This window comes from Pleomorphomonas carboxyditropha (genome assembly GCF_002770725.1).
In the GTDB taxonomy this organism is placed as follows: domain Bacteria; phylum Pseudomonadota; class Alphaproteobacteria; order Rhizobiales; family Pleomorphomonadaceae; genus Pleomorphomonas; species Pleomorphomonas carboxyditropha.
In genome coordinates this window covers 98,936-121,655 of sequence record NZ_NQVN01000003.1, presented here as the reverse complement: position 1 = coordinate 121,655, position 22,720 = coordinate 98,936, and the positions used below count along the sequence as shown (strand labels likewise).

24 protein-coding genes, 1 tRNA gene and 1 riboswitch are annotated in these 22,720 nt (G+C 67.5%); of the genes, 12 read left to right on the top strand and 13 right to left on the bottom strand.

Annotation, left to right across the window (positions count from 1 at the left end):
• The first annotated feature begins 102 nt into the window (after window positions 1-102).
• Complete coding sequence (betI, locus tag CJ014_RS07745; protein ID WP_100079903.1) at window positions 103-690, top strand: transcriptional regulator BetI; 588 nt, start codon at window positions 103-105, stop codon at window positions 688-690.
• 68 nt (window positions 691-758) lie between these two features.
• On the top strand, window positions 759-1,637 hold the full coding sequence (locus tag CJ014_RS07740) for an EamA family transporter (protein ID WP_100079902.1): 879 nt from the start codon (window positions 759-761) through the stop codon (window positions 1,635-1,637).
• 39 nt (window positions 1,638-1,676) lie between these two features.
• On the opposite strand, the gene CJ014_RS07735 is transcribed toward CJ014_RS07740, so the two are convergent.
• Window positions 1,677-2,324: a c-type cytochrome gene (locus CJ014_RS07735; protein ID WP_100079901.1), complete on the bottom strand. Its 648-nt coding sequence runs from the start codon at window positions 2,322-2,324 to the stop codon at window positions 1,677-1,679.
• Between the two features lie 225 nt (window positions 2,325-2,549).
• On the opposite strand from CJ014_RS07735, the gene CJ014_RS07730 reads away from it, so the two are divergent.
• Both CJ014_RS07730 and CJ014_RS07725 read left to right on the top strand, forming a co-directional pair.
• The gene (locus CJ014_RS07730) at window positions 2,550-3,305 is read left to right on the top strand and encodes a 3-deoxy-manno-octulosonate cytidylyltransferase (protein WP_100079900.1); all 756 of its coding nucleotides are present in this window, start codon (window positions 2,550-2,552) and stop codon (window positions 3,303-3,305) included.
• Window positions 3,306-3,425: 120 nt separating this feature from the next.
• Window positions 3,426-4,310 (top strand): prephenate dehydratase, encoded by an 885-nt coding sequence (locus CJ014_RS07725; protein ID WP_100079899.1) that lies wholly within the window; start codon window positions 3,426-3,428, stop codon window positions 4,308-4,310.
• Window positions 4,311-4,313: 3 nt separating this feature from the next.
• Here the strand turns inward: CJ014_RS07725 and nudC are convergent, their stop codons facing one another.
• The 7 genes from nudC to CJ014_RS07690 all read right to left on the bottom strand — a co-directional run bounded on the left by nudC (window position 4,314) and on the right by CJ014_RS07690 (window position 9,727).
• Window positions 4,314-5,249, bottom strand: coding sequence for an NAD(+) diphosphatase (nudC, locus tag CJ014_RS07720; protein ID WP_165790786.1), 936 nt, complete (start codon window positions 5,247-5,249; stop codon window positions 4,314-4,316).
• Window positions 5,250-5,309: 60 nt separating this feature from the next.
• Window positions 5,310-5,585, bottom strand: a complete 276-nt coding sequence (locus tag CJ014_RS07715) for a DUF6460 domain-containing protein (RefSeq protein ID WP_100079897.1) — start codon at window positions 5,583-5,585, stop codon at window positions 5,310-5,312.
• 317 nt (window positions 5,586-5,902) lie between these two features.
• Window positions 5,903-6,295, bottom strand: a complete 393-nt coding sequence (gene apaG, locus CJ014_RS07710) for a Co2+/Mg2+ efflux protein ApaG (protein ID WP_100079896.1) — start codon at window positions 6,293-6,295, stop codon at window positions 5,903-5,905.
• Between the two features lie 30 nt (window positions 6,296-6,325).
• Window positions 6,326-7,165, bottom strand: coding sequence for a transporter substrate-binding domain-containing protein (locus CJ014_RS07705; protein ID WP_100079895.1), 840 nt, complete (start codon window positions 7,163-7,165; stop codon window positions 6,326-6,328).
• Window positions 7,166-7,271: 106 nt separating this feature from the next.
• A complete protein-coding gene (locus CJ014_RS07700; RefSeq protein ID WP_100079894.1) occupies window positions 7,272-8,156 on the bottom strand; it encodes a C40 family peptidase in 885 nt (294 codons plus the stop codon).
• Window positions 8,153-8,503, bottom strand: a complete 351-nt coding sequence (locus CJ014_RS07695) for a MarR family transcriptional regulator (protein WP_100079893.1) — start codon at window positions 8,501-8,503, stop codon at window positions 8,153-8,155. Before CJ014_RS07695 ends, CJ014_RS07700 begins: the two co-directional genes overlap by 4 nt.
• A 48-nt stretch (window positions 8,504-8,551) precedes the next feature.
• Entirely contained in the window at window positions 8,552-9,727 is a 1,176-nt protein-coding gene (locus CJ014_RS07690; RefSeq protein ID WP_245427170.1) for an O-succinylhomoserine sulfhydrylase, read from the bottom strand.
• Window positions 9,728-9,802: 75 nt separating this feature from the next.
• A riboswitch (SAM riboswitch) is annotated at window positions 9,803-9,882 on the bottom strand.
• 216 nt (window positions 9,883-10,098) lie between these two features.
• On the opposite strand from CJ014_RS07690, the gene CJ014_RS07685 reads away from it, so the two are divergent.
• From CJ014_RS07685 to CJ014_RS07670, 4 genes are all read left to right on the top strand, one after another.
• Window positions 10,099-11,505, top strand: a complete 1,407-nt coding sequence (locus CJ014_RS07685) for a diguanylate cyclase domain-containing protein (RefSeq protein ID WP_100079891.1) — start codon at window positions 10,099-10,101, stop codon at window positions 11,503-11,505.
• A gap of 114 nt (window positions 11,506-11,619) precedes the next feature.
• Window positions 11,620-12,708, top strand: a complete 1,089-nt coding sequence (locus CJ014_RS07680) for a 2'-deoxycytidine 5'-triphosphate deaminase (protein ID WP_100079890.1) — start codon at window positions 11,620-11,622, stop codon at window positions 12,706-12,708.
• A 55-nt stretch (window positions 12,709-12,763) separates the two neighbouring features.
• Window positions 12,764-12,837, top strand: a tRNA-Gly gene (locus CJ014_RS07675).
• A 238-nt stretch (window positions 12,838-13,075) separates the two neighbouring features.
• A complete protein-coding gene (locus CJ014_RS07670) occupies window positions 13,076-14,932 on the top strand; it encodes a tyrosine-type recombinase/integrase (protein WP_004265627.1) in 1,857 nt (618 codons plus the stop codon).
• Between the two features lie 32 nt (window positions 14,933-14,964).
• On the opposite strand, the gene CJ014_RS07665 is transcribed toward CJ014_RS07670, so the two are convergent.
• On the bottom strand, window positions 14,965-15,591 hold the full coding sequence (locus CJ014_RS07665) for a LysR substrate-binding domain-containing protein (protein ID WP_003454711.1): 627 nt from the start codon (window positions 15,589-15,591) through the stop codon (window positions 14,965-14,967).
• 104 nt (window positions 15,592-15,695) lie between these two features.
• Between CJ014_RS07665 and CJ014_RS07660 the strand changes: the two genes are divergently transcribed.
• Window positions 15,696-16,001, top strand: coding sequence for a helix-turn-helix domain-containing protein (locus CJ014_RS07660; RefSeq protein ID WP_003454714.1), 306 nt, complete (start codon window positions 15,696-15,698; stop codon window positions 15,999-16,001).
• Window positions 16,002-16,027: 26 nt separating this feature from the next.
• On the opposite strand, the gene mobH is transcribed toward CJ014_RS07660, so the two are convergent.
• Entirely contained in the window at window positions 16,028-17,875 is a 1,848-nt protein-coding gene (mobH, locus tag CJ014_RS07655) for a MobH family relaxase (protein WP_016451652.1), read from the bottom strand.
• Window positions 17,876-18,188: 313 nt separating this feature from the next.
• Here mobH and CJ014_RS07650 point away from each other — a divergent pair, with 313 nt between their 5' ends.
• The 3 genes from CJ014_RS07650 (at window position 18,189) to CJ014_RS07640 (ending at window position 19,428) form a co-directional block, all read left to right on the top strand.
• Window positions 18,189-18,506, top strand: coding sequence for a type II toxin-antitoxin system PrlF family antitoxin (locus CJ014_RS07650; protein WP_003454724.1), 318 nt, complete (start codon window positions 18,189-18,191; stop codon window positions 18,504-18,506).
• On the top strand, window positions 18,506-18,970 hold the full coding sequence (locus tag CJ014_RS07645; RefSeq protein ID WP_003454727.1) for a type II toxin-antitoxin system YhaV family toxin: 465 nt from the start codon (window positions 18,506-18,508) through the stop codon (window positions 18,968-18,970). Before CJ014_RS07650 ends, CJ014_RS07645 begins: the two co-directional genes overlap by 1 nt.
• Window positions 18,971-19,056: 86 nt before the next feature.
• Window positions 19,057-19,428 (top strand): DUF3742 family protein, encoded by a 372-nt coding sequence (locus CJ014_RS07640; RefSeq protein WP_003454730.1) that lies wholly within the window; start codon window positions 19,057-19,059, stop codon window positions 19,426-19,428.
• 5 nt (window positions 19,429-19,433) lie between these two features.
• On the opposite strand, the gene CJ014_RS07635 is transcribed toward CJ014_RS07640, so the two are convergent.
• Genes CJ014_RS07635 through CJ014_RS07625 form a run of 3 tightly spaced genes read right to left on the bottom strand, consistent with a single transcriptional unit; the run spans window position 19,434 to window position 22,720 of the window.
• The gene (locus tag CJ014_RS07635) at window positions 19,434-20,951 is read right to left on the bottom strand and encodes a conjugal transfer protein TraG N-terminal domain-containing protein (protein ID WP_003454733.1); all 1,518 of its coding nucleotides are present in this window, start codon (window positions 20,949-20,951) and stop codon (window positions 19,434-19,436) included.
• Window positions 20,952-20,966: 15 nt separating this feature from the next.
• Window positions 20,967-21,320 carry a hypothetical protein gene (locus CJ014_RS07630; RefSeq protein ID WP_004265620.1) on the bottom strand — a complete coding sequence of 118 codons (354 nt, stop codon included), beginning with the start codon at window positions 21,318-21,320 and terminating at the stop codon, window positions 20,967-20,969.
• Entirely contained in the window at window positions 21,317-22,720 is a 1,404-nt protein-coding gene (locus CJ014_RS07625; protein WP_003454739.1) for an integrating conjugative element protein, read from the bottom strand. The genes CJ014_RS07630 and CJ014_RS07625 overlap by 4 nt, the downstream gene beginning before the upstream one ends.

The following is a 22,720-nucleotide window of genomic DNA, read 5'->3' as shown; positions in this document are numbered from 1 at the left end:
CCGGCCTGTCCGTTGCAGGGCAGGCAGATTTACGCTGCCGATTTTTTATTGATTGAGCAGTCAATTAAAAATATGCTGTGCCTTGCAGCAAGGGAGGGTGGAATGCCGAAACGCGGCATGCAGCCGATCCGCCAACGGGAACTGATCCTCGCGGCCGTCGAGGCCATTCATGAGCGCGGGCTGAACGGCGTCACCATGGGCGACATCGCAAAGCGGGCCGGCGTGTCGCCGGCGCTCGCCCACCACTATTTCGGCTCGAAGGACGAATTGCTGTCGGCCACCATGCGGCACCTGCTCGGCGAGTTCGCGCTGGCGGCCCGCCGCCGCCTCGCCGTCGCCGGCGATCCGCGCGCCCGTGTCGACGCGATTCTCGAGGCGAGCTTCGCCCCCGACCAGTTCTCGCCGGCCCTGATCTCCACCTGGCTCGCCTTTTACATGCAGTCGGTGCACGACAAGGCGGCGGCGCGTCTGCTCGCCATCTACCTGAAGCGGCTCGAGGCCAACCTCCGCCACGATCTCCGGCCGCTGGTCGGCGACGGCGCGGTGGCGTTCGCCCGCGGCATTGCGGCGATGATCGACGGTCTCTGGCTGCACGCGGCGCTGCCGACGCTACATCGCTCGCCCGACGAGGCGCTCGGCATCCTGCGCGATTACGTCGACGGCCGCCTCGCCGCCGTCGCGCTGTCGTGATGATTTCCCCGTTTGCGTTAGGCACGGTGCGCCGCTAGGCTCGGCCGTCCTGCCGGAGCCTTTCGCCGATGCCCGTCCGCCATATCGCCCTCGCCGTCCTCGTCACGGCGATCTGGGGCTTCAACTTCGTCGTCATCCGCCTCGGCCTGGGCTCGGTGCCGCCGCTGCTGCTCGCCGCCCTGCGCTTCGTCGTCGCCGCGCTGCCGGCCCTCTTTCTCGCCCGGCCGAACGTGCCGCCGACGCGGATGATCGCCATCGGCATGACGCTGTTCGTCGGCCAGTTCGCCTTTCTGTTTCCGGCCATGAAGCTCGGCATGCCGCCGGGGCTCGCCTCGGTGACGCTGCAGAGCCAGGCCTTCCTGACCATCCTGTTCGCCGCGGTTGCCCTCGGCGAGCGGCCGAAGCCGCGCCAGCTCGCCGGCGCCGGCGTCGCGGCGCTCGGCCTTCTGACCATCGCCAGCACGGTGGGCGGCGACTTCACGATGATCGGTCTCGGCCTCACCATCGCCTCGGCGGCGAGCTGGGCGATCGGCAACGTGCTGATGCGCGGCGCCGGCAAGGTCGACATGCTGGCCCTGATGGTCTGGCTGAGCCTGGTGCCGCCGATCCCGCTGTTCGCGTTGTCGCTGGGCTTCGAGGGCTGGCCGGCCATCGTTTCCGGCGTCACCGGCATGGGGCTGGTCGGCGCCGGCTCGGTGCTCTACCTCGCCCTTCTCGCCACGCTGGTCGGCTTCGGCCTCTGGGGATTTCTCCTGAGGAACCACCCGGCCTCGACGGTGGCGCCCTTCTCGCTCCTGGTGCCGCTGTTCGGCACGCTGTCGTCCTGGCTGGTGCTCGGCGAAACCTTCTCGCCGCTGCGCGTCGCCGGCATGGGGCTGATCCTTCTCGGCCTTGCCACCATCGCCCTGCCGCTGCCGGCCTTCGCCAAAAGACGACGGGCGGCCTGATGGCCGCCCGCGCTTTCCGTTTCTTGGTGAGAAAATGTCTTACGGCAGCGGCGCCGGATTAGCCGACAGCGTCCGGAGGTAGGCGATCAGGTTGGCGCGATCCTCCGGCTTCTTGACGCCGGCGAAGGCCATCTTGTTGCCCGGCACCTCGGTCTTGGGGTTGGTGAGGTAGATGTCGAGCGTCGCGTAGTCCCAGGTGTGGCTCTCGCCGAAGGTCACCATGGCAGGCGAAAATTTGAAGCCTTCGTGCGTGCCCGGCTTGCGGTTCACCACTTCCCAGAGGCCGGGGCCAACCTTGTTGGCGCCGGTATCGGCGAAGGAGTGGCACGCCGTGCAGACCTTGCTGGTCTTTTCGCCGGCCGTGGCGTCGGCGGTCTTGAGACGGTCGGCGATCGGCGTCACGTCCGAGGCCGCCGGCGCGGCAGCCGCGGGGGCGGCTGACGCCTCGGCGGCCGTGCTCGCCTGCTGGCTTGCCTCGGCGGCCGGCGCATTGGCGTCGGGCTCGACCGCGGCGGGGGCGGGAGCTTCGGCGGCGGCGACGGCCGGCGCGGCGTCCATGTCCACCACATAGCCGGGCGCGGCGAGTTCCGGCTTGGCGAAGATCTGGTCGGAGACGAAATCGATGGCAAAGGCGACGACGGCAACCGCCAGCACGGCGCCGAGAATCTTGTTGGGTTGCAGCGACATCGGGGACACCGGCTCCTTGGACTCGCGCGGCGCCCGCCCCGGCGCGCGTGACATTTGGCGATCTGAAGGTGGACCTCGCCAGAGGCTTTTTGGTCACACTCGGCAGCATATACGGGATTTTGCTCCCTGCTGCAAACTATCCTCAGGTCGCGTCACGCCTTATAAAGCGGCCGCTCGGGAACGCGCCGATCAGGGCCGTTTCAGCGCTGGTCGGGAGAATTTCAAGTGTCCGCAAACAAGCCGAACGCCCTGGTGATCATTCCTTCGCGCCTCGGATCGACGCGCCTGCCGGGAAAGCCGCTGGCCGATATCCACGGCGAGGCGATGATCGTCCACGTCTGGCGGCGGGCCGTCGAAGTCGGCATCGGCGAGGTGGTCGTCGCCTGCGATCATCCTTCCATCGAGGCGGCGATCGAGGCGGCCGGTGGCCGGGCGGTGCTGACGCGCCCCGACCATCCGAGCGGTTCGGACCGCATCTTCGAGGCGCTTTGCAAGGCCGATCCCGAGGGGCGGGTCGAGGTGGTCGTCAACGTGCAGGGCGATTTGCCGACCATCGCGCCATCAGCCGTGCGCGCCTGCTTCGATCCGCTTCTCGACCCTGCCGTCGACGTCGCCACGCTGACCGCCGAGATCGTCCGCGACGAGGAGAAGGTCGATCCCAACGTGGTCAAGGTGGTCGGCTCGCCGATCGCCGAACGCCGCCTCAGGGCGCTCTATTTCACGCGCGCCACGGCGCCCTACGGCGCCGGGCCGCTTTACCACCACATCGGCCTCTACGCCTATCGCCGCGCGGCGCTCGCCCGCTTCGTCACCCTGCCGCCCTCGACGCTGGAGACGCGCGAGAGGCTCGAACAGCTCCGTCTCCTGGAGGCCGGCATGCGCATCGACGCGGCCATCGTCGACGACGTGCCGCTCGGCGTCGACACGCCGCACGACCTCGACCGCGCCCGGTCGATCATCGGCGCGTCACTCAAGCGATGACGGGCCCTATCTACTTCTGAGGGCGCAATTCCGGACGCAAAACCGGTGTCCACTTTTGCTGGCATTGCTCCGGCGCGGCTGCTATGCCGCTCTCCGCCTGTTGAAGAGCGGAAGAGAACGATGTCGGACAAGCTGAAAGTCGTGTTCCAGGGCGAGCCGGGCGCCAATTCCCATCTCGCTGCCCTCGAAGTCTATCCCGATTGCGAGGCCGTCGCCTGCCCGACCTTCGAGGACTGCTTCGCGGCGCTCGCCTCCGGCGCCGGCGACCTCGGCATGATCCCGATCGAGAACTCGACGGCCGGCCGCGTCGCCGACATCCATCATATCTTGCCGCAGGCCAACGTGCACATCATCGGCGAGCATTTCCTGCCGGTGCATCATCAGCTCCTCGGCGTGCAGGGGGCGCGGATCGAAGACGTCAAGACGGCGCAAAGCCATATCCAGGCGCTCGGCCAGTGCCGGCAAACGTTGCGCACCCTCGGCATCCGGCCGGTGGTCGGCGCCGACACCGCCGGCTCGGCCCGCGAGATCGCCGAGGCCGGCGACCCGACGCGCGCCGCCATCGCCTCCTCGCTGGCCGCCGAGATCTACGGCCTCGACGTATTGAAGGCCGATTGCGAGGACACGCTCCACAACACGACGCGCTTCATCATCCTGTCGCCGCGGCCGACCGACGCGCCGCCGCACGGCACGCCGACGGTCACCACCTTCATCTTCCGCGTCCGCAACATTCCGGCGGCGCTCTACAAGGCGCTGGGCGGCTTCGCCACCAACGGCATCAACATGACCAAGCTCGAAAGCTATCAGCTCGAGGGGCAGTTCTTCGCGACGCAGTTCTACGCCGACGTCGAGGGCCATCCCGACGATCCGGCGGTGAAATTCGCCATGGAAGAGCTCGAGTTCTTCAGCCGCGAGGTCAAGGTGTTCGGCAGCTACCCGGCCAGCCCGTTCCGCGAGAAAATCCGCGAGCCGGCCGCCCACTTGGGGCTCCGGCCCGGGGAGTAATCCTCACTTCAGCGCGGCCCACACCTCGATGAGGTGGCGGGCGACCGCCAGCTTCGGCGGGCAGTGCAGCTTGCCGACCTCGGTGGTCTGCAGCATCGCCTTCACGTCGTCGCGGCTGAACCAGGCGCAGTCGTCCATCTCGGCCTTGTCGACCTTGATATCGGTGGAGATGGCCTCGCCGTAGCAGCCGAGCATCAGGTTGGCCGGGAACGGCCAGGGCTGGCTGGCGTGATAGCGCACGGCGCCGACGTCGATGCCCGATTCTTCCTTCACCTCGCGGCGGACGGCGTCCTCCACCGTCTCGCCCGGCTCCATGAAGCCGGCGAGGCAGGTGTACATGCCCGCCTCGAAGCGCGGCGTGCGGCCGAGCAGCACCCGGTCCTCGCCGTCCTGGATCAGCATGATCACCACCGGGTCGGTCCGCGGGAAATGCTGGGTGCCGCAGCCGGTGCAGTTGCGCTGGTATCCGGCGGCGATGCTCACCGTCGGCGCGCCGCAGACGCCGCAGAAGCGGTGGCGCTGGTGCCAGAACAGCGTGGCGCGCGCCTGCGCCACCGGGCCATAGCCATCGGCGCCGACCAGCGCGTCGCGGGCGAGGCTGCGAAGATCGACGAGGGTCTCGCCGGGCTCCAGCTCCGGCTCGTTCTTGAATTCGCCGGCAAACCAGGGCCGGCCCTCGAGATCGAGGCCGAGGAAGATCTGCGTCTCCGTCTCCTGGAACAGCGCATTGGCTGCGCTGCCCTCGAAGTCGAGGCGGCCGGACTTTACCAGCACGCGATCGCCGAACAGCATCATCAGCCGGCGGCGCGGGTCGGCGAGGTGGCGCTGCACCAGCGCCCCGTCGGCGCGCTGTTCGGAATGGCGGTGAAGCGGGTTGACCGAGTAGGTGTTGTGGCTCGACCAGTCGAAGCCGGAAGAAGGATCGGGAGGTAGGATCATCTTGCGATTTGCTTTCCGCGTGCCAGCTCCAGGCGCCGGCCGCATGCTTGAAGGCGCCGGTCAGGAGCGGTTGCGGCCGACGTTGAGAAGCCGCAGCACCAGCCAGACCGGCACCACCACCACGGCGCCCAGCAGGAAATAGCGCCAGACGCGGTCGAGGGCGTCGAAGCCCATCGACCAGATGCGATCGACGAAGCGCAGCGCCGAGGCGACGATGTCGTAGGGCTCGACGCCGAGCGCGGCGAGCACGACGCCGACCACCAGCGAGAGGATGACGAGCCGCAGGAGAAGACGCGCCGGGCTGTCGCCGAACAGGCGCTGGAAACGGTCGGACATGGCAACGCTCCGGCTTGCGGTGGGGAGGTTGCCGACAGATAGGCGCGGCGGCCGGCCTTGTCCAGCCATTGCGAGCGATCAATCGGCCAAGGAACAGAAGCCGCCCCAGCGACTTCCGGCGCCAAGCGGCGCCGCGCGCGAAGCGCGAAAGCCAAGGGCGGGACGCCCGCCGGCGCCTGAGGCCAAACCGAAGTTGCGCCAGCGACTTCCGGCGCCAAGCGGCGCCGCGCGAAGCGAGTCTTTCGTAGCGAAGCCCCGAAAGACGCAAAGCGGAGCGGAAGCCAAGGGCCGGAGGCCCGCCGGCGCCTGAGGCAGAACTAATTCAACGTGCGCACCGCCGTCGGGCTGTCGAGCGAGAAGGCGGGGATGGCGACGTCGAGCGCCGTGCCGCGATCGTCGACCATGCGGTAGCTGCCGGACATGATGCCGCTCGGCGTCGACAGCGGGCAGCCGCTCGTATACTCGAAGGCCTCGCCCGGCTCGATGATCGGCTGCTGGCCGACCACGCCGGGGCCGGTGACGGTGCGCTGGAAGCCGTTGGCGTCGGTGATCTCCCAGGAGCGCGTCATGAGCTGCACGGCGCGCAAGCCATGGTTGGCGATGACCACTCGGTAGGACCAGACGTAGCGGTGCTCGTCGGGGTCGGACTCGCCGGGGAGATAACTGGGCTCGACGTTGACGACGATCTCGTGGCTGACGGCGGTGAACATGGCGGGCGCATCCCGATTTGGTGCTCGGCGTCAGTAAAGGCTTTCGGGGAAGAAGCGCAAGGCGAGATCGGCGAGCGTGCCGTCGGCGTCGAGCGCGCGCAACGCGCCGTCGATGCTGCCCTTGAGCGCCGTGTTGTCGGCGGCGACGGCGATTTTCATGCCGTCGCCGAAATAGGCCGGCTCGATATAGGCGCCGCCGGAGAAGGCGCAGCAGCCGTGGGCGGCCGGTCCGGCCAGCCAGAAGGCGGCGCCGACGGCGCCCGTGAACACGGCGTCGACCTCGCCGTCCTTGAGCAGCGCGAACAGGTCCGCCTCGGTGGCCGCGGTGCGCGGGGTGGCGGCCGGGAAATAGTCCCGGATGAAATCGGCGTAACGGCTGCCGGAGATGACGCCGACCGCCTTGCCGGCAAGCGTGCGTGGCGACGGCTCCACCAGCGCCGGCCAGCGGCGGACGAAGCGGGCCGGCTCGCGGAAATAGGGCACCGAATAGGCAAGGTGGCGGCGCAGCGCCGGCGTATCGGCGACGCCGGCGGCAATGGCGTCGGCCTTGTTGTCGCGTATCGTCCCGAGCAACAGGGGGAATGGCCGCACCTGCACGGTGCAGGGGATGGAGAGATGGGTGCAGATCGCCCGGGCGACCTCGACGTTGAAGCCGGTGATGAGGCCCGAGCCGTCGACGAAGTTGAACGGCGGAAAGTCGTCGGACGTGACGAAGCGGATGGAGGGCGGATTGGCCGCGGTGGCGGGGCCGGTGGCGAGAGGAACGATCTGCGGATAGTCGGCTTGCGCGGCGCGCGCGCCGGGCGAGGATCCCGGACCGAGGACGCAGGCGGCCAGGATCGTTGCAATCAGGATTTTCGATAGGCGCATCTTCGGTGCACTCTGGCGGCGGCTCGGCCTGGTTTCTTCGAGGCTAGCCGAACTTCGGAGCCGGTGAAAGCCTCGGCCGCCGGCCCCGTCTTCCCCAGGCTCCCCGTCAGCCCTTCGCCGGGTAGCCGGCAAGGCGACGGACGCTCGTCACCGGCACGCCGCCCGAGGCGATGCGGGCGATGGCGGCGCCAAGCGGCTCGATCACCGTGGCCATGTGGAAGCCGTTGGCGTGCAGGAGCTGGCCCGGCCCGGCGACGATGCCGACGTGGCCCTTCCAGAACACGAGGTCGCCGCGCCGGAGCGTGTCGGGATCGCCGTTCCAGTCGACCGGCTCGCCGACCGCCGTTTCCTGCTGGTCGGTGTCGCGCGGCGCGGCGACGCCGGTTTCGGCGAGCGCCCGCTGGACGAGGCCGGAGCAATCGATGCCGAGGCTGGAGGCGCCGCCCCAGAGATAGGGCGTGCCGACATAGGCGGCGGCAACGGCGACGAAATCGCTGGCCGGCGGCGCGCCGACCGGCGCGAGGTGCTTCATCACCGTCGCCGTGCCGTCCGATAGCAAGGCGTAGACGAGGCCGCGCCGTTCCACCTCGCCGGTGACGGCGACGAGCGCCCCTTGCACCAGCGGATAGGCGACGGGCAGCTTGAGGTCGGAGCCCGAAAAGGCGAAGGAGCGCAGCGCCGTCACGGCATGCGTCGGCTCCGGCGCCGAAAAGGACAGCGCCTCGGCCGGCAGGTAGCCGACATAGCCGTCGCGGCCGATCTCCGCGAAGGCCCAGCCCTCGCCGTCGACGTCGAGCACCCGGATAGCCTCGCCATGCAGCGCCTCGCTGTCGAGCGGACAATCGAAGCGCGGTTCGCGCCTGAGGCCGGCGAGCGGCGCCACGATCCGGGCCGGCCGCGGCTCGACGTATCTCCCGGACGCCACCCGGCCGGCGAGCGCGGCGTCGGCGAGATCCTGGCGGGCGAACGTGGTGCGGCGATCGGTGGTCAACGCGGCAGCTCCCTGGCTTTGTCCACGATGGTATCGGCGAGGCGCTCGAGGAACAGCGCCCCCTCCACCGTGCGGTGGACGATGACGTTGCGCCGGTCCGCCTCGTCGCGCTTGCGGCCGAGCAGCTTCAACTCGCCCATGGTATCGAGGGCGCGGGTGATCGCCGGCTTGGTGACGCCGAGCTTTTCGGCGAGGCCGCGCACCGTGTGCGGCGGCGGTTCCAGGTAGACGGTGAGCAGCACGGTGATCTGGCGCGGCGACAGGTCGGCGCCGTTCTCGCGCACGGTGGCGAGCGAAACGTCGTGCCAGAGTCTGAGAGCCTGAGCGGGGCGCATGTCGATCGGCATGCGCCCTTTCTACACCGAATTCGTTTCGGAGGCGTTATTATCCCGCGGTCAGCCGAGCGCCTGCTCGAGGTCGGCGATCAGGTCGTCGGCGTGTTCCAGGCCGACGGAGAGGCGCAACAGGCCCTGGCGGATGCCGAGTTCCTGCCGCACCTCCTCGGTGAAGCGCTGATGCGTCGTCGTCGAGGGATGGGTGACGAGGCTCTTGGCGTCGCCGAGATTGTTGGAGATCTTGATGATGCCGAGCTTGTTGACGGCGGCGAAGGCGCCGTCGCGGCCGCCCTTCACCTCGACGGCGATCATCGTCGAGCCGCCGGTCATCTGCCTGGCGCAGATATCGGCCTGCGGATGGCTCTTCGATCCGGGATAGATCACTTGCTCGACCTTGGGGTGGCCTTCCAGGAAGGCGGCGATCTTCGCCGCGCTTTCGGTCTGCCGGCTGACGCGCAGCGAGAAGGTTTCGAGCGCCTTCAGCATCACCCAGGCATTGAACGGGCTCATGGTCGGGCCGGTCTGGCGCAGGAACACCTGCAGGTATGTCTCCAGGAACTCCTCGTCGCATAGCACGACGCCGCCGAGGCAGCGGCCCTGGCCGTCGATATGCTTGGTGGCCGAATAGGCGACCACGTCGGCCCCGAGTTCCAGCGGCTTCTGGTAGAGGGCGGTGGCGAACACGTTGTCGACCACCAGGCGTGCGCCGGTCGCATGGGCGATCTCGGCCACGGCGGCGATGTCCACCACCTCCAGCGTCGGGTTGGTCGGACTTTCGAAAAAGAAGACGCGGGTGTTCGGTCGCACGGCCGCCCGCCACTGGTCGAGGTCGCGGCCGTCGACCAGCGTACACGAGATGCCGAAGCGCGGCGCCAGGTCCTCGACGATGTAGCGGCAGGAGCCGAACAGCGCCCGCGCCGCCACGATATGGTCGCCGGCCGACGCCTGGCTGAGGATGGCCGCCGTCACCGCCGCCATGCCGGTTGCGGTCGCCCGCGCCACCGGCGCGCCTTCGAGCAGCGCCATGCGCTCCTCGAACATGGCGACCGTCGGGTTGGAGAAGCGGCTGTACTGGAAACCCGGATCGAGGTTGAGGAAGCGCGCCTCCGCCTGCTCGGCGCTGTCGTAGACGAAGCCCTGCGTCACGAACATCGACTCGGACGTCTCGCCCCATTGCGAGCGCAGGCTGCCGCCGTGCACGAGGGCGGTGTCGGGATGCCAGTCGACCTTGGTCATGTCTTCGTCCTTCATTGTCGAGGTCCGGATAAAAGCGAACCCGGCTGCGCAAGGGCGAGCCGGGCGTCAATAATCGACATGTCCGTCCCGACCTTTTAGCAGCCTTGTTTAACGTGGCGGCAAGCCGGTCGGCTCAAAGAACCACGATCATTCGAGGTCTAGGGGAAGCGCGGGCAAAGGTCAAGCCGGCAGCCGATCCCGTCCGCCGCGCAATCGGCGATGCTTCAGCAGCACGTTGCATTCAGCGGCGGTGGAAGTGCTCATCCTTGAAAGGTTGTGTTTGCCACACCAGAATAAATCCCGCGCCTCTACTGATTTTTGGTTGTTGGGGCTCAAGATATTGGGCATGCGACCGCGTCTCCGGAGAGCCGATGAACCCGACGACCAGCCTTGATCGCCGATTCTTCCTGCGGGTGATCATGCCGATGTTCGGCCTGATCGCCCTTTTGCTGGCCGGCGCCATCGCCGGCGCGCTGATGCTGTCGTCCAAGCAGAACCACCTGTCGATCGAGTTCCAGCAGCGCACCGCCAAGAATGCCCTTGGCCATTTCGCCGACGAACTCGCCGGCATGGCCGCCGGCATGGCCGGTCGCGACGAGACGGCGGCGCACGTCATCGGCGCCTTCGATGCCGAATGGCTCGTCAGCCACCTGGCGACCGACGAATCCGACAATTTCTTCTTCGTCCTCGGCCCCGACGACCGCACGCTGTTGTCGCGCATCGACGGCCGGGTCGCGCCGGCGGAGGCGCGCGGCGTGCTGCCGCCGACCTTCAGCCAGATGATCGCCCGCTGGCGGGCCGGCCGCCTTGCCGACACGGTGACCCAGCTCATCGCGGTCGACGGCGCCCCGGTGCTGTTCGCGATCACCGGCGTCCACGCCGTTGCCGACGCGGAGAGGCCGGCCGATGGCGGCTACATCCTGGCGATCGGCCGCCGCATCGATCGCGCCAGCCTCCAGTATATCGCAGAGACCTTCATGCTGCCGAACCTCGACTACGAGCCGGCATCCGGACAGGCGACCGAAGGGGCCGGTCGCCTGCGGCTGATGAGCCAGGACGGCTCGATGACCGATTCGCTGGTCTGGGACCCCATCCTGCCCGGCGACCAGCTCATCAAGGCCCTGGGGCCGGGGCTCGTGTTGGCCTTCGCCGCCTATCTGGTGTTGACGATCGTGGTGCTGACCTTTGCGCGGCGTGCCGCCCGGATCATCAGCGTCAGCGAGGAAAAGGCGCTGCACGACCCGCTGACCGGCCTGCCGAACCGGCTGCTGCTGCTCGACCGCATGCAGCGCCAGCTCGATCCGCTGCGCGGCGACGACGCCAGGGCGGCGGTGTTCTACCTCGACCTCGACGGCTTCAAGGACGTCAACGATAGCGCCGGCCACGCGGCGGGCGATGCCGTGCTGGTGGGCGTCGCCCGCCGGCTCCGCGAGTTCTGCCGAACCGAGGACACGGTGGCCCGGCTCGGTGGCGACGAGTTCGTCATGGTCATCTCGACCGACGACCGGCGCGTGGCGGAAGCGCGCGCCGAGGCGGTGCTGGCCGCCTTGACCAGCCCTTACCACCACAACGGCCATCTGCTCGCCGTCGGCGTCAGCATCGGCGTCGCCATGGCGCCGGAACATGGCCTCGATGTCGCTGCCCTGCTGCACAAGGCCGACGCGGCCCTTTATGCCGCCAAGCAGGGCGGCAAGGGAACGGTCCGTTTCTATCGCAAGACGATGCGTAGCGAGCGGGCGGACGGCGAGCCGGCCGCTCTCGAGGCGGCCGGACTCTGAGGCCGGCCATTGTTGTTCCCATGCGCCGCAAAACAGGCTAGAGCTTCGGAAAGTCCGGCCGGCGCCTTTCCAGCCTCGGCCTCTTACCTTGCCATCCGGACGCTTTGCACGCCCATGACCGAGACTGCCGGCATTCTTCCCGCCCACCGCATCCTTGAACTGTTCGACACCGGCGCCATCCTGGCGGCGCGGCCGCTCGACGCCGACCAGATTCAGCCGGCCAGCCTCGACCTCCGCCTGGGCACGGTCGCCCATCGCCTGCGGGCGAGCTTCCTGCCGGGCGGCGGCGCCACCGTCGAGGACAAGCTCGGCTATCTGACGCTGCACGACCTCGACCTCACCGCCGGCGCCGTGCTCGAGACGGGCGGCGTCTACCTGGTGCCGGTGCTCGAATCTCTTGCCCTGCCGGACGATGTCTCCGCCTCCGCCAATCCCAAGAGCTCGACCGGCCGGATCGACGTCTTTACCCGCCTCATCACCGACCACGGCGTCGCCTTCGACCAGATCGCCGCCGGTTACCACGGCCGGCTGTGGGTCGAGGTGTCGCCCCGGACCTTCCCGATCAAGGTGCGGGCCGGCTCGCGGCTCAGCCAGGTCCGCTTCCGCCGTGGCGACGCCCGCCTCGACGACGCGGCGCTGGCGTCGCTCCACGCCCGCTATCCGCTGGTCGACCTGGAGCCGCGTTTCGAGCACGGCCTGACGCTGTCCATCGATCTGGCCGGGGCGGGCGAGGGCGCGCTGATCGGCTATCGGGCGCGCCGCCACACCAGCGTGCTCGACGTCGACGCCAAGGCGGCGCAGGAGGTCGACGACTTCTGGGAGCCGATCAAGGCGCGCGGCCGGCCGTCGCTGATCCTCGACCCGGACGAATTCTACATCCTGGTGTCGCGCGAGGCGGTGCAGGTGCCGCCGGAGACGGCGGCCGAGATGGTGGCGATCGATCCCCTGGTCGGCGAGTTCCGCGTCCATTACGCCGGCTTCTTCGACCCCGGCTTCGGGCACGCGCCGGCGGGCGGCAAGGGCGCGCGCGCCGTGCTGGAGGTCAGGAGCCACGACGTGCCCTTCATCCTCGACCACGGCCAGACCATCGGCCGCCTCGTCTACGAGCAGATGGTGGAAGTGCCTGCCACGCTTTATGGCCAGGGCATGGGCTCCAACTACCAGGCGCAGGGGCTGAAGCTCTCCAAGCACTTCCGCCCGTGAGGACGGCGCGCCACCTCTTGACAGCGCCGGGCGGGACTGCGATCTAGGTCGCGTCGCGGGTGTAGCTCAATGGTAGAGCAGCAGCTTCCCAAGCTGAACACGAGGGTTCGATTCCCTTCACCCGCTCCACTGCATCGTTCCAGGGAATTCTGAGGAAGTCCAAGAGGCATCGTAAGTCGTTGATTCTGGTTGAGTTTTCGACACCTCGATGTTCCAGTGGGCTCCACGGAAATCCACCTGAAGCCACGACGTTTATGTCCATTTTTGTGTCCATTTTTGCGGGCACGACGGCTTCCGGATTGTTGCTAGGGCGCTGAGGTCGATGGGTTAAGCATCTGGTTCCTGACTCATGTTCAGGAGCTAGAGCATGGCACTCTCAGACTTGGTGGTCCGCCAAGCCAAAGCCACCGGCAAGGCCTACACACTTCCAGACATCGATGGTCTCTCCCTGGCCGTGACGGCCACGGGCAGCAAGAGCTGGCACTTCCGTTACTACTGGATGAAGGAGCCCAAGCGCATGTCGCTGGGCACCTATCCCGAGGTGTCCCTTCGTGAGGCACGCGCCCTGCGTGACGAGGCGCGCGCCTTGGTGGCCAAGGACATCAACCCGCGCCTTCACCGCAAGCAAAAGCGCGCCGCGGTCAAACTCGCCGGTGAAAACACCTTCGAGGCGATCTACAAGAAGTGGCTTGCCCACCGCGAACGCGGCCTCAAGAAGGGCCGGCAGACCACCCTCTCGATCCTCCCTCGCGTCTTCGCCAAGGATGTGCTGCCCTTGCTGGGCAAGCGCTCGATCTACGACATCAAACGCCCTGACCTGCTGGAAGTGATCGCCAGGATCGAGCGGCGCAAGGCGCTCTCCGTCGCCGAGAAAGTCAGGACGTGGTTCAACCAGATGTTCCGCTACGCGCTGGTGGTCGTGCCGGGCCTGGAGCAGAACCCGGCTTCCGACCTCGACGTGGTGGCGCTGCCGCTGCCCCCGGTGAACCACAACCCGTTCCTGCGCATGGCCGAGTTGCCGAAGCTGTTGCAGCGCCTGCGCAAGTATCGTGGCCGGCTGCAGACCCAGCTCGGTCTGCGGCTGCTGCTATTCACCGGCGTGCGCACGGGCGAGCTGCGCCTGGCGACGCCGGATCAGTTCGACCTCGATCGGGGCCTCTGGATCATCCCGCCCGAGGTCGTGAAGCAGCTCCAGGTGGACATGCGCAGGAAGCGCCAGTTGCCCAAGGACATTCCACCCTACATCGTGCCGCTGTCGGTGCAGGCCATCGAGATCGTCCGGCACCTGCTCGAACAGCTCAAACCGGCCCAGCACTATCTGTTCCGCCACGACAGCGAGTTGAAGAAGCGCATGAGCGAGAACACGCTCAACGGCGCGCTCAAGCGCATGGGCTATCGCGACCTGCTGACCGGGCACGGCATCCGGGGCACGATGTCCACCGCGCTCAACGAGATCGGCTACCCGAAGGTGTGGGTGGACGCGCAACTCTCGCACGTCGATCCCAACAAGGTCAGTGCCACCTACAACCACGCCGAGTACGTCGAGCAGCGGCGGCGGATGATGCAGGATTGGGCCGACCGGCTCGATCTCTTCGAGCAGAACATGGTCGAGGCAGCGAGCATGCCGCTCACCATTCATTTGGAGGGCGTGCCCGTCCTCTCGGATGAGGAAGCCGCGAGTGCGCCACCCAAACCAGCGGCCGCGTCGGCGCCGCTCCTGATCGTGACCAGGCCGGGAGACGCGATGCCACTGGTGTCAGCCGAGACGCATCGGCTGCCCGCAGTGCCGTTGCCGCGTTCCGTCATGGAGGAACCGCTGTCCGACATACAGCGCCAGCGGATGGAACTGGTCGATGTCTTCGAGGCACCACACAACCTGCCAGTCGCCGAGTACGCGAAGATGGCGGGCAAGTCCCGCCGGTGGATCAGCTACGAGATCAAGGCCGGCAACCTGCTGGCGCTGAACCTGGGCAACCGTGGTCAGCGCGTGCCGGATTGGCATCTCGATCCGGTCAAGCACGCGCTGATCCAGGCGGTCCTCAAGCTGACCAGGGGCGCCGACCCTTGGCAGATCTACAACGCGCTCCTGCAGCCGCGCGCGAAGCTGCGCGGCGGCTCGGCTCTGGAAAGCGTCAGTGCCACAAATCTCGACAAGATCATCATGGCGGTGAGCACGACGGTGAAGGAAAGCGAGTGGTCCCCGCAGCAGGTGGCGTTTGCGTAGCGCGCCAGCGCCCAGCAGTGCGCGCCCCTGTCTCAGGACACGGAGCGCGCGCGGCGGGCGAATCTTTCCTGGGGCTCGGTCAAGGACGAGGACGGGCGAAGCAGGTAGGCCATCACGATGATGGGTGCGCCAGCCAATGGCCGCGCGGCGATGCCGCGACGCAGGTAGCAGGTCAGTCTCGCGGCGGGTGCGACGGCAATGCCGTAGCCCGCGGAGACGAGCGTCATCGCCATGTCGAAGGTGCTGACGGTCTGCTCATGGCCCTGCGGTGCATCCTCGACCAGGCCATGCGCCACCGCGCGCCACGGCTCGTCGGCCGTTGACTGCGCGCAGATCAACGGCTGCTTGAGCAGCTCTTGGCGAGGCACTTCACGGTAGGACAGCAGGTGCGAGCGCTTGGCGACGGCGACTGCCAGCGTGTCATGCCACAACGGCTCGCACACCCAGCCTGGCCACTCCCAGGCGGCTGTGGACAGGGCCAAGTCAAAGTTATCGTGCGGCAGTTCCTGCGCCTGCGCTGTGGAACTGCATCCGATCAAGGCGGTGGCGGTCTCTGGCTCTTCGGCGCGCTGCAACGCCAGCAAGTCGGCAAGCGGTGAAGGCACCCACTCGCCGAGCACAGCCACCCGGATTTCAGTGGAGGCATCGCTCGATTTCACGTCCAGTTCCTCCAGGCAGTGAACTCGCGGCGACCGATGAAGTCGCTTCTATTGAGTTAAGTTTAACGTGGTTTATATCGTGTCAATCCTCGACGCTTTTGGCAATGCAAAAGCGTTCGATTCAAAGAGGCCGGCCCACCGGGACAACAACCTACGAAGCGGAACCAGCCATCGCGTTTGGGGCCTCCGTGCGCGAAGAAAGAACCAGTCAAGGCATCGCCCAGGAAACGCTGGCTCATCTGTCAGGAATCGAGCGTTCGCACATGGGAAAGATCGAGCGTGGCGAGCATGTCCCCACGCTCCCCCTCATTCTCAAAATCGCCCGTGCGCTGAAATGCAGTTCTGCCCACTTGATGGCGCTGACTGAAGCCAAGCTGGCAGAGACGGCTCCGCCTAAATCAGCGGACTGAAGCCGGCCCGCGCCGTGGCTCCTTGTCTACCCCTGTTCGTTGTCGTTCTTATTACCGGCGGCTGAATTTTCGCGCTTTACGGCCTCGGTGAGGAGGCGCAGGTATGGATTGTCCGGAGGCATTTCCTGGAACAGCGCTTCGGGAGCGCTCAGCAGGTAGCCGTGCAGTCGCCTGGATTTGCGCGGCCCCGTGACTTCGCAGGTCCAGATATTCAGCCCGCTGGCTTGCTTGCGGTGCAGGCCTAGCTTCTCGAAACGCTTCTGCACCCACTGCCATCCCTCCAGGTTCTCCGGTTTCGCCAGTGCGGCGATTTGCAGATGTTCCTGCGCATAGCGCTGGAAGACGCCGGGGCTCACCAGGTAGGCCGTTCCGGCGACGCTGTGCACCAAGGCTTTGGCGTCGTTGATGATGAGCTTGTGCGTCTGGATGCCCTGACGCAGCCAGGCCATGAAATGCTCGCCGGATGGCTCCGGCCGATCCTGAAATGGCGCGAGGCTTATCTGCGGCAGCACCGTAGGCGCCGGTGGCGAGGCAGGCTCGGGTTCGCTCGGGGCCTCCGGCGCTACGGGTGGGGCCGTGTCACTCAGCAGATCGAGCAGCGCAGCCACGCCGTTGTCGCTGGGCATAGGGACGGTCGGCGCGATGCTTGGTGGCGCCGTATCGGCGCTTTCCAAGCCTGGCGCTTCGGATGCCGGTGCCTGCGGTGTCGGCGCCCCTTGTTCCTCGTCGGCCTGCACGCGACCCGCGAACGGCGCCGGCCGGTCGGCCGCATCCCAGACCATGGCCGGAGACAGTTTCAGGAAGGTGAAGCTGTGCGACCAGCCGGCATCGCTGGTGACGGTGGCCTTCCAGATCGCCTTGCCGTCCGGTGTGGCCAAGGCGATGCCGTGATCCTGCAGCACGTTGAACACCGCCGTGTTGCTGGCCGGGATGCCGTCGATGCCCTGCGACAGCAGATGCGCGCGCAGCTTGTCCGAGACGGTCTTGCTCACCAGCCAGAGCGCGTCCTGGGTCAGCCAGCCATCCGAGGCCTGGGGCTGGTTCAGCTTGAATTCTTCCTTCAGGAGGTAGCGCAGGCCATCGAGCAGCTTGCGCTGCAGTGCGTGCCGGGGCGCTGCCAGGGCCTTGCTCGGATCGCCGCCGAGTTCCTGGGCGACGGATGCCTGGTCCGCCTGCACGACCAGTTCGCCGAGCATGCCGGCGTGCTCGTACTGGCCGGCCAGGACGTACAGCAGCGCGGCCCACAGGTCGGGGTAGTCGGCGAGCCAGTCGAAGATGCCCGGATCGAGCAGCCGGGCGTAGAGCAGCCCGGTGGCGGCGCTGTGCAGCCGGTATTCGCGCTCCCTGCGGTAGCGGAAGCGGTACGGCCGCCGCAGCGGGCCGTGCCAGGGATGCCAGACCGTGCCGTCCGCGTACTCGACGTGCAGGTCGACCGCGATCTTGCCGATGTCGTGCAGCAGCGCAGCATAGGCGGTGCCTGCGGTCCAGGCCTCGGCCTGGGCGGCTTGCGCCTCCGGCGTGGCGCCGGCGGGCAGCAGATGCGACTGCCGCAGCTTGAGCGCGTAGGCGACGATCTCCAGGCCGTGGTCCAGCATGCCGCCCGGATAGGCGTGGTGATGGGCCTCCGACGCGGGGAATTGCTGGACCAGCTCGGCGTAGCGTTCCAGCGGGGCGAGGTACAGCGTGGCGAACTGCCGGCGCGACAGCGAGGTGCGCTGCCAGATGTGTTCCAGCAGCTTCTGCCGGCGCGGCGTCGCCAGCAGCGATGCGGCCGGCTCCGGCCGCATCAGCCCTTTGCCGGGCTCGGCGGGAGGTTTGGGCGGTGGCGCACTGGCGGCAGGTGGCACCCGTTTGCGTTGGAACAGCGAGAGCATGGCGAACCCCAGACGGCGGGCCGGTCGGGAGAGCCTTTTGGCCTTTTCGGGTAGGGCCTTTCCCCTTGGCCCCATTCCCTTGCCCCTTCCCCAGCCCTTTGGCCTTTACGGAAACCTTTGGATATAGGGCAACGACGCCTGCCGAACCACAACCAATGCGGGTTTGGCCCAAGTCGGATTGATGCGGGAAGGCTGGCTGTGCCGCCCCTACGATGGAGCCGTTTCATCGACCGGACGGAGCACCATGCACACCCAGATTGACAAGGTAAGGAAATTTCCTTACCATCCAGGCATTGCCATCAGGAGTGCCGCCATGCCCGAAATCCACGAAGTCGCGACGCTGACCTCCAAGGGTCAGATCACGCTGCCCAAGTCCATCCGGCAAGCGCTGGGCGTGGACACCGGCGGCAAGGTGGCGTTCGACCTGCGCGGCGGCGAAGTCGTCGTGACCCGCGCCGACGCCGACCATGAAGACCCGGCCATCGGCGCCTTCCTGGGGCTGCTGGAAGCGGACATCCGGGCCGGGCGGCACGTCCAGTCCCTGCCGGACGATCTGGCGCGGGCCATGCTGGCCAACGCGCACCACGCGGTGAACCTCGATGAAGACATCGAAGGCGAAGTGGCGCTCTGATGCAGCGGCACGGTTGGACGCTCCTGTTCCACGAGGGCGTGATCGAGCAGTTGCGCAAGCTGCACGCGGCCGCGGAACGGGCCGAACAGAACGACCCGCAGGGGTTCGAGAGCAACGCCAACGTCAAGCTGTTCCGGGCGTTGAGCCAGTTGATCATGGATGTCGTGCCGAGCGATCCTGCGCGCGACGAATTCCGCCAGGGCAACACCTTGGGGCCGGCCTACCGGCACTGGCGGCGCGCAAAGATCGGGAGGCGGTTCCGGCTGTTCTTCCGCTTCGACTCCAAGGCCAAGGCGATCGTGTTCGCCTGGGTCAACGACGAGCAGACCTTGCGGTCGTCGGGCAGCAAGTCCGACCCCTATGCGGTGTTCGAGAAGATGTTGGGACGCGGCAACCCGCCGGACGATTGGGCGGCGCTGGTGGCCGCAAGCCAGGCCGACTGGCGCGCAGCAGACAAGGACTAGACCGCGGTTGAAGAACAGCACAGGTTTCAATCGCGACACGGACAGGGATCACAGCCACACGACAGGATGAACATGAGGTAGCCACCATGAAGACCGCCGCACAGACCACCTTCGCAGAACGCCTCGGCCGGACACTGGGCCGGGCGTGGAGAGGCTGCGCGCGTCTGGATCGGCGGGCGCAGGGCTGGCTGCTCGCGCAGGGATGGGCGCCTGGCATTGCCAAGGCCGCGCTGCTGGCCGTCAAGCTCGCTGCGATCGGTGTCCTGCTCTACACCGCGTTCTGGCTGGCACTGCTGCTTGCGTTCGCGCTGGTCGGCGCCTGGGTAGTCCGCAACGACGATGGGAGCTACGACGAGGAACACAAGCCGGAATGGCGATACGGCCCTGCCGGGTACGGCCTCTACACCCATGACGATTACCGGATCGACCCCCACGATCCAGAAGACGAGCAAGCCTAGAGGCGTTACTTCGCTGCTTTCATAGCGACACCCGCACCCCTGCCGCCAGCAGCTTGGGCATCCCTGGTTCCTGCCGCCAGCCCTTGAATTGCCGTTCCCGCGCGCACGCCTACCCAGCCCAGCGCAGCCACCCAGAAGGTAGGCAGCACGATGAACATCGTCGCCATGACGAAGTTCAGCAGCATGTCGCCGAAGGCGTTGTTCAGGCCGATCAGCGGATCGAAGTTGCTGTGCGGCCGGTTCGCGCCGAACCCCCAGCCGTAGAGCGCGTCGAGGATCGTGCTGTCCAGCCAGCGCGCGAGCTGGAACCAGAAGTCCACGAAGAACAGCGCGAACTGCACGCAGCTCACCGCGACCAGCGCCTTCAGCTCGTAGGTGCCGAAGACCAGCACCAGCGGGATGCAGATCACCAGCGCCATCTTGAGCAGCGACAGCACCATCGGCAGCGCCTGGCGTACCACGTCCATCGCCGGAAAGAAGCCCAGCGAGCCCATGGTCAGCCCCAGGTCGCCGGCGCCGCGCGTCACGACGTTGGGCAGCGTCTTCTCGATCTGGCCGCCGTAGTCGGTGTAGACCGAGCCCTGGTTCATCTTCTGCTGCCGCGGCGAGACCACGGCGCGGATCACCGAGTCGTTCACCTCGCTCTGCGACAGGAAGCCCGCCCAGCGGCCGATGCGCGTCAGCAGGTCGGGATCGACCTGGGCCAGCAGGCGCGCGCGCAGGCCGCTGCCGCCGTCCGACCACCACTGCCGGCACGTGGGGTAGCCCCCGCCGCTATCCACCTGGGCCAGCCCCGCATCGCGCGTCGCGTCGTAGGGCCAGGCCGTGCGTGGCGTGTTCGAGTGGTAGGTGTCGTAGAAGCCCGCGTTGTTCAGGAAGTAGCTCGAACCGATCCAGGTCACGTCATTCATCTGCTCGTCGGAGAGCGTGGGCCGAGACATGAACAGCTTGGCGCGCGAGGGGCCGTAGCAGTCATGCACGAAGTCGCCGACCTCCTGGGCCAGCACCGGGTCATCGATGCGCGTGGCATCCACGTCCATGCGCATCTGACGCAGATCCGTTCCGCAGGGGATGGCCGCCACCGCGCCGCCCGTCACCGCCTTCGAGATGGCGTGCATGAAGAACCACCACACCGGCACCAGCGCGCTCTGGTTGTTGAGCGTGGTGTAGGCGTTCGACCAGCCCGTGTCGGTGGGCTGCGGGACGCTGACCTGGCATTGCGCGGAGCGCGTCGTGTCGAACTTGATGGTGCTGAGGTCGACCGGAATGAAGGGGATGCCGGCGAACAGGATGACGACGATCGCCACCCACACGCGGTTCTCGATGCGCATCGATGACAGCACCCCCTTGTTGCCCTCGTCCGCACCCTCGGCCCGCGCGCGCAGCCATTCCTGCACCACCATGACCACGAAGGGCAGCGCGAATACGCCGCTGGCCACGAGGATGTTCCAGATGCCGTTGCTGACGATCCACCCGACCAGGGTCAGGTAATACTCCAGGTAGTCCGTTGTGTTGAGCGTCATGGCGTTCTCCAGGGCTCAGCCATTGCGCAGTAGCTGGCTGCCTTCGAGCAGCACGAGGGTGGCGACGGCCGCGATCTCGGCGCGCAGCAGGCGCTGATGGGTCTCGGCCAATGGCTCGCGTTCGCGCAGGCGCCGACGCATCCACCACCAGCCGTAGGCCGTCGCCGCGTAGAGCAGCAGCCGCCAGACGAGGAAGTGGCCCGAGTGCTCGCGCAGCCACTGCTCCCAGCCGTCGATGCTGCCGACGATGTGGAGGCCGACGACGTTCACGCCGACCGCGATGCCCGCCACCAGCAGCACCCACAGCAGCACGATGCCAACGCGGCGGCCGAGCAGCCGTGCCGGCCGCAGCCAGGCCCGGCTGGTCATGGCCCGCTCCGCGGCTTCTGCACTTCCTTGAGCCGGTCGCGCGTCGTGTCGCCCTCGAAGATGCCGCGCGAGCCCGCGGCGCGGGTGCCGTGGCGCTGCACGATCGCCATCGCCGAATTGCCGGCCAGCGTGCGCCGCAGCTCCAGCTCGGTCTTGAGGTTGTTGATCTCCTGCTCCAGCGCGTTGTTCTCCTGATCGACCGCCTTCACGGCCAGCTCGTTGGCGGCGACGTTCGGCTCCTTCTTGCCGGTCAGCAGCGTGCGCTGCAACAGCAGGGCCTTCTCCAGCACGCTCGACAGCGCGGCTTCGGACGCCAGGCGCTTGCCGAGCAGGTCTTGATCGGGCTCGTCGCGCAGCGCCTCGATCACGCCGCGCGTGATCGGCAGCGAGTTGCTGCCGGCGGCTTCGAGGTTTGCCACCGTCATCGGCGTCGAGCCCGTCACGAGGCCCTGCAGTGCCTGCAGCTTGGTCTCGTACTCTTCCTGGATCACCGGCGTCAGGCCGACGCCAGGCGTGGTCTGCGTCTTGGTGCAGGTCTCGCAGGTGCGTTGCTCGCGCTCGCCGAGCACGCGGGTTGCGAAGTCCGCTGCGGCCTGCGGCGAGGACCAAGTTTGGCAGGTCAGCCGGTTGCCGCAGGACGCGCGCGGGATGGATGAGGTGTCGCTGACGCCGCGGCTGTTGAGCAGGTTGTAGCCGGCACGGGTCACGTCGCCGACCACCTTGATGGAACCCTGGCCCGAGCCGCCCGCGTTGCCGCCGCCCACCCAGGGCACGCCGTTGTTGCCCTTGTTCGATTCGGCCTGCTCGACGGCGGACACCGCATCGGTGCTGCTCACCGCATCGCGCAGCGCGAAACCTTCGGCGAGCTGATCCCACCCGGCCTGGCCGCCGGCCATGTCCGCCATCCGGTTGGCCATCGCCTTGCACGTCAACTTGCTGCGGTCGAAATCGAGCCGAGCCTGCAGCACGCCGTTGGTCAGCAGGTTGTAGAGGCCCGGATCGGCGCGCTGGATGATCAGGGCCGGCAGCGACGCCACGGCGCTGGTGGCGCTCTGGATCACCGAGGACATGATCTGCTGAAAGCCATTGGTGAGGCCGTTCAACTGGTTCTGCAGCGTCGTCGTGATGCTCATGTTTCCGCAGATCAGGTTGCTGTTCCAGCCGATGCCCACGCCGATGCTCTGCATGTTCCCGGCGCCGCCCATGGACACGGCCCGGCCGCCGCCGATGCTGTAGAGCACGTCGTCGCCGATGACGCTGCCGCTCACGCCGACGCCGGTGGGGCTGATGCGGGTCTGCGCCCACGCGACGCCGGCTGCGGCCGTGACGGCGCAGGCGAGCGCGATGCTGAGCGCGTAGGGCCTGGCGCGCTGTGCGAAACGGGAGAGAGACGCTTTCAT

Coding starts and splice junctions, on each gene's coding strand:
- CJ014_RS07695 (WP_100079893.1), bottom strand. CDS start 8,503: ATGCCGATCGACATGCGCCCCGCTCAGGCTCTCAGACTCTGGCACGAC.
- CJ014_RS07725 (WP_100079899.1), top strand. CDS start 3,426: ATGTCGGACAAGCTGAAAGTCGTGTTCCAGGGCGAGCCGGGCGCCAAT.
- CJ014_RS07650 (WP_003454724.1), top strand. CDS start 18,189: ATGCCCGAAATCCACGAAGTCGCGACGCTGACCTCCAAGGGTCAGATC.
- CJ014_RS07690 (WP_245427170.1), bottom strand. CDS start 9,727: ATGACCAAGGTCGACTGGCATCCCGACACCGCCCTCGTGCACGGCGGC.
- CJ014_RS07715 (WP_100079897.1), bottom strand. CDS start 5,585: ATGTCCGACCGTTTCCAGCGCCTGTTCGGCGACAGCCCGGCGCGTCTT.
- CJ014_RS07630 (WP_004265620.1), bottom strand. CDS start 21,320: ATGACCAGCCGGGCCTGGCTGCGGCCGGCACGGCTGCTCGGCCGCCGC.
- CJ014_RS07735 (WP_100079901.1), bottom strand. CDS start 2,324: ATGTCGCTGCAACCCAACAAGATTCTCGGCGCCGTGCTGGCGGTTGCC.
- CJ014_RS07635 (WP_003454733.1), bottom strand. CDS start 20,951: ATGACGCTCAACACAACGGACTACCTGGAGTATTACCTGACCCTGGTC.
- CJ014_RS07740 (WP_100079902.1), top strand. CDS start 759: ATGCCCGTCCGCCATATCGCCCTCGCCGTCCTCGTCACGGCGATCTGG.
- CJ014_RS07660 (WP_003454714.1), top strand. CDS start 15,696: ATGCAAAAGCGTTCGATTCAAAGAGGCCGGCCCACCGGGACAACAACC.
- apaG (WP_100079896.1), bottom strand. CDS start 6,295: ATGTTCACCGCCGTCAGCCACGAGATCGTCGTCAACGTCGAGCCCAGT.
- CJ014_RS07625 (WP_003454739.1), bottom strand. CDS start 22,720: ATGAAAGCGTCTCTCTCCCGTTTCGCACAGCGCGCCAGGCCCTACGCG.
- mobH (WP_016451652.1), bottom strand. CDS start 17,875: ATGCTCTCGCTGTTCCAACGCAAACGGGTGCCACCTGCCGCCAGTGCG.
- nudC (WP_165790786.1), bottom strand. CDS start 5,249: ATGATCCTACCTCCCGATCCTTCTTCCGGCTTCGACTGGTCGAGCCAC.
- CJ014_RS07680 (WP_100079890.1), top strand. CDS start 11,620: ATGACCGAGACTGCCGGCATTCTTCCCGCCCACCGCATCCTTGAACTG.
- betI (WP_100079903.1), top strand. CDS start 103: ATGCCGAAACGCGGCATGCAGCCGATCCGCCAACGGGAACTGATCCTC.
- CJ014_RS07640 (WP_003454730.1), top strand. CDS start 19,057: ATGAAGACCGCCGCACAGACCACCTTCGCAGAACGCCTCGGCCGGACA.
- CJ014_RS07685 (WP_100079891.1), top strand. CDS start 10,099: ATGAACCCGACGACCAGCCTTGATCGCCGATTCTTCCTGCGGGTGATC.
- CJ014_RS07645 (WP_003454727.1), top strand. CDS start 18,506: ATGCAGCGGCACGGTTGGACGCTCCTGTTCCACGAGGGCGTGATCGAG.
- CJ014_RS07705 (WP_100079895.1), bottom strand. CDS start 7,165: ATGCGCCTATCGAAAATCCTGATTGCAACGATCCTGGCCGCCTGCGTC.
- CJ014_RS07670 (WP_004265627.1), top strand. CDS start 13,076: ATGGCACTCTCAGACTTGGTGGTCCGCCAAGCCAAAGCCACCGGCAAG.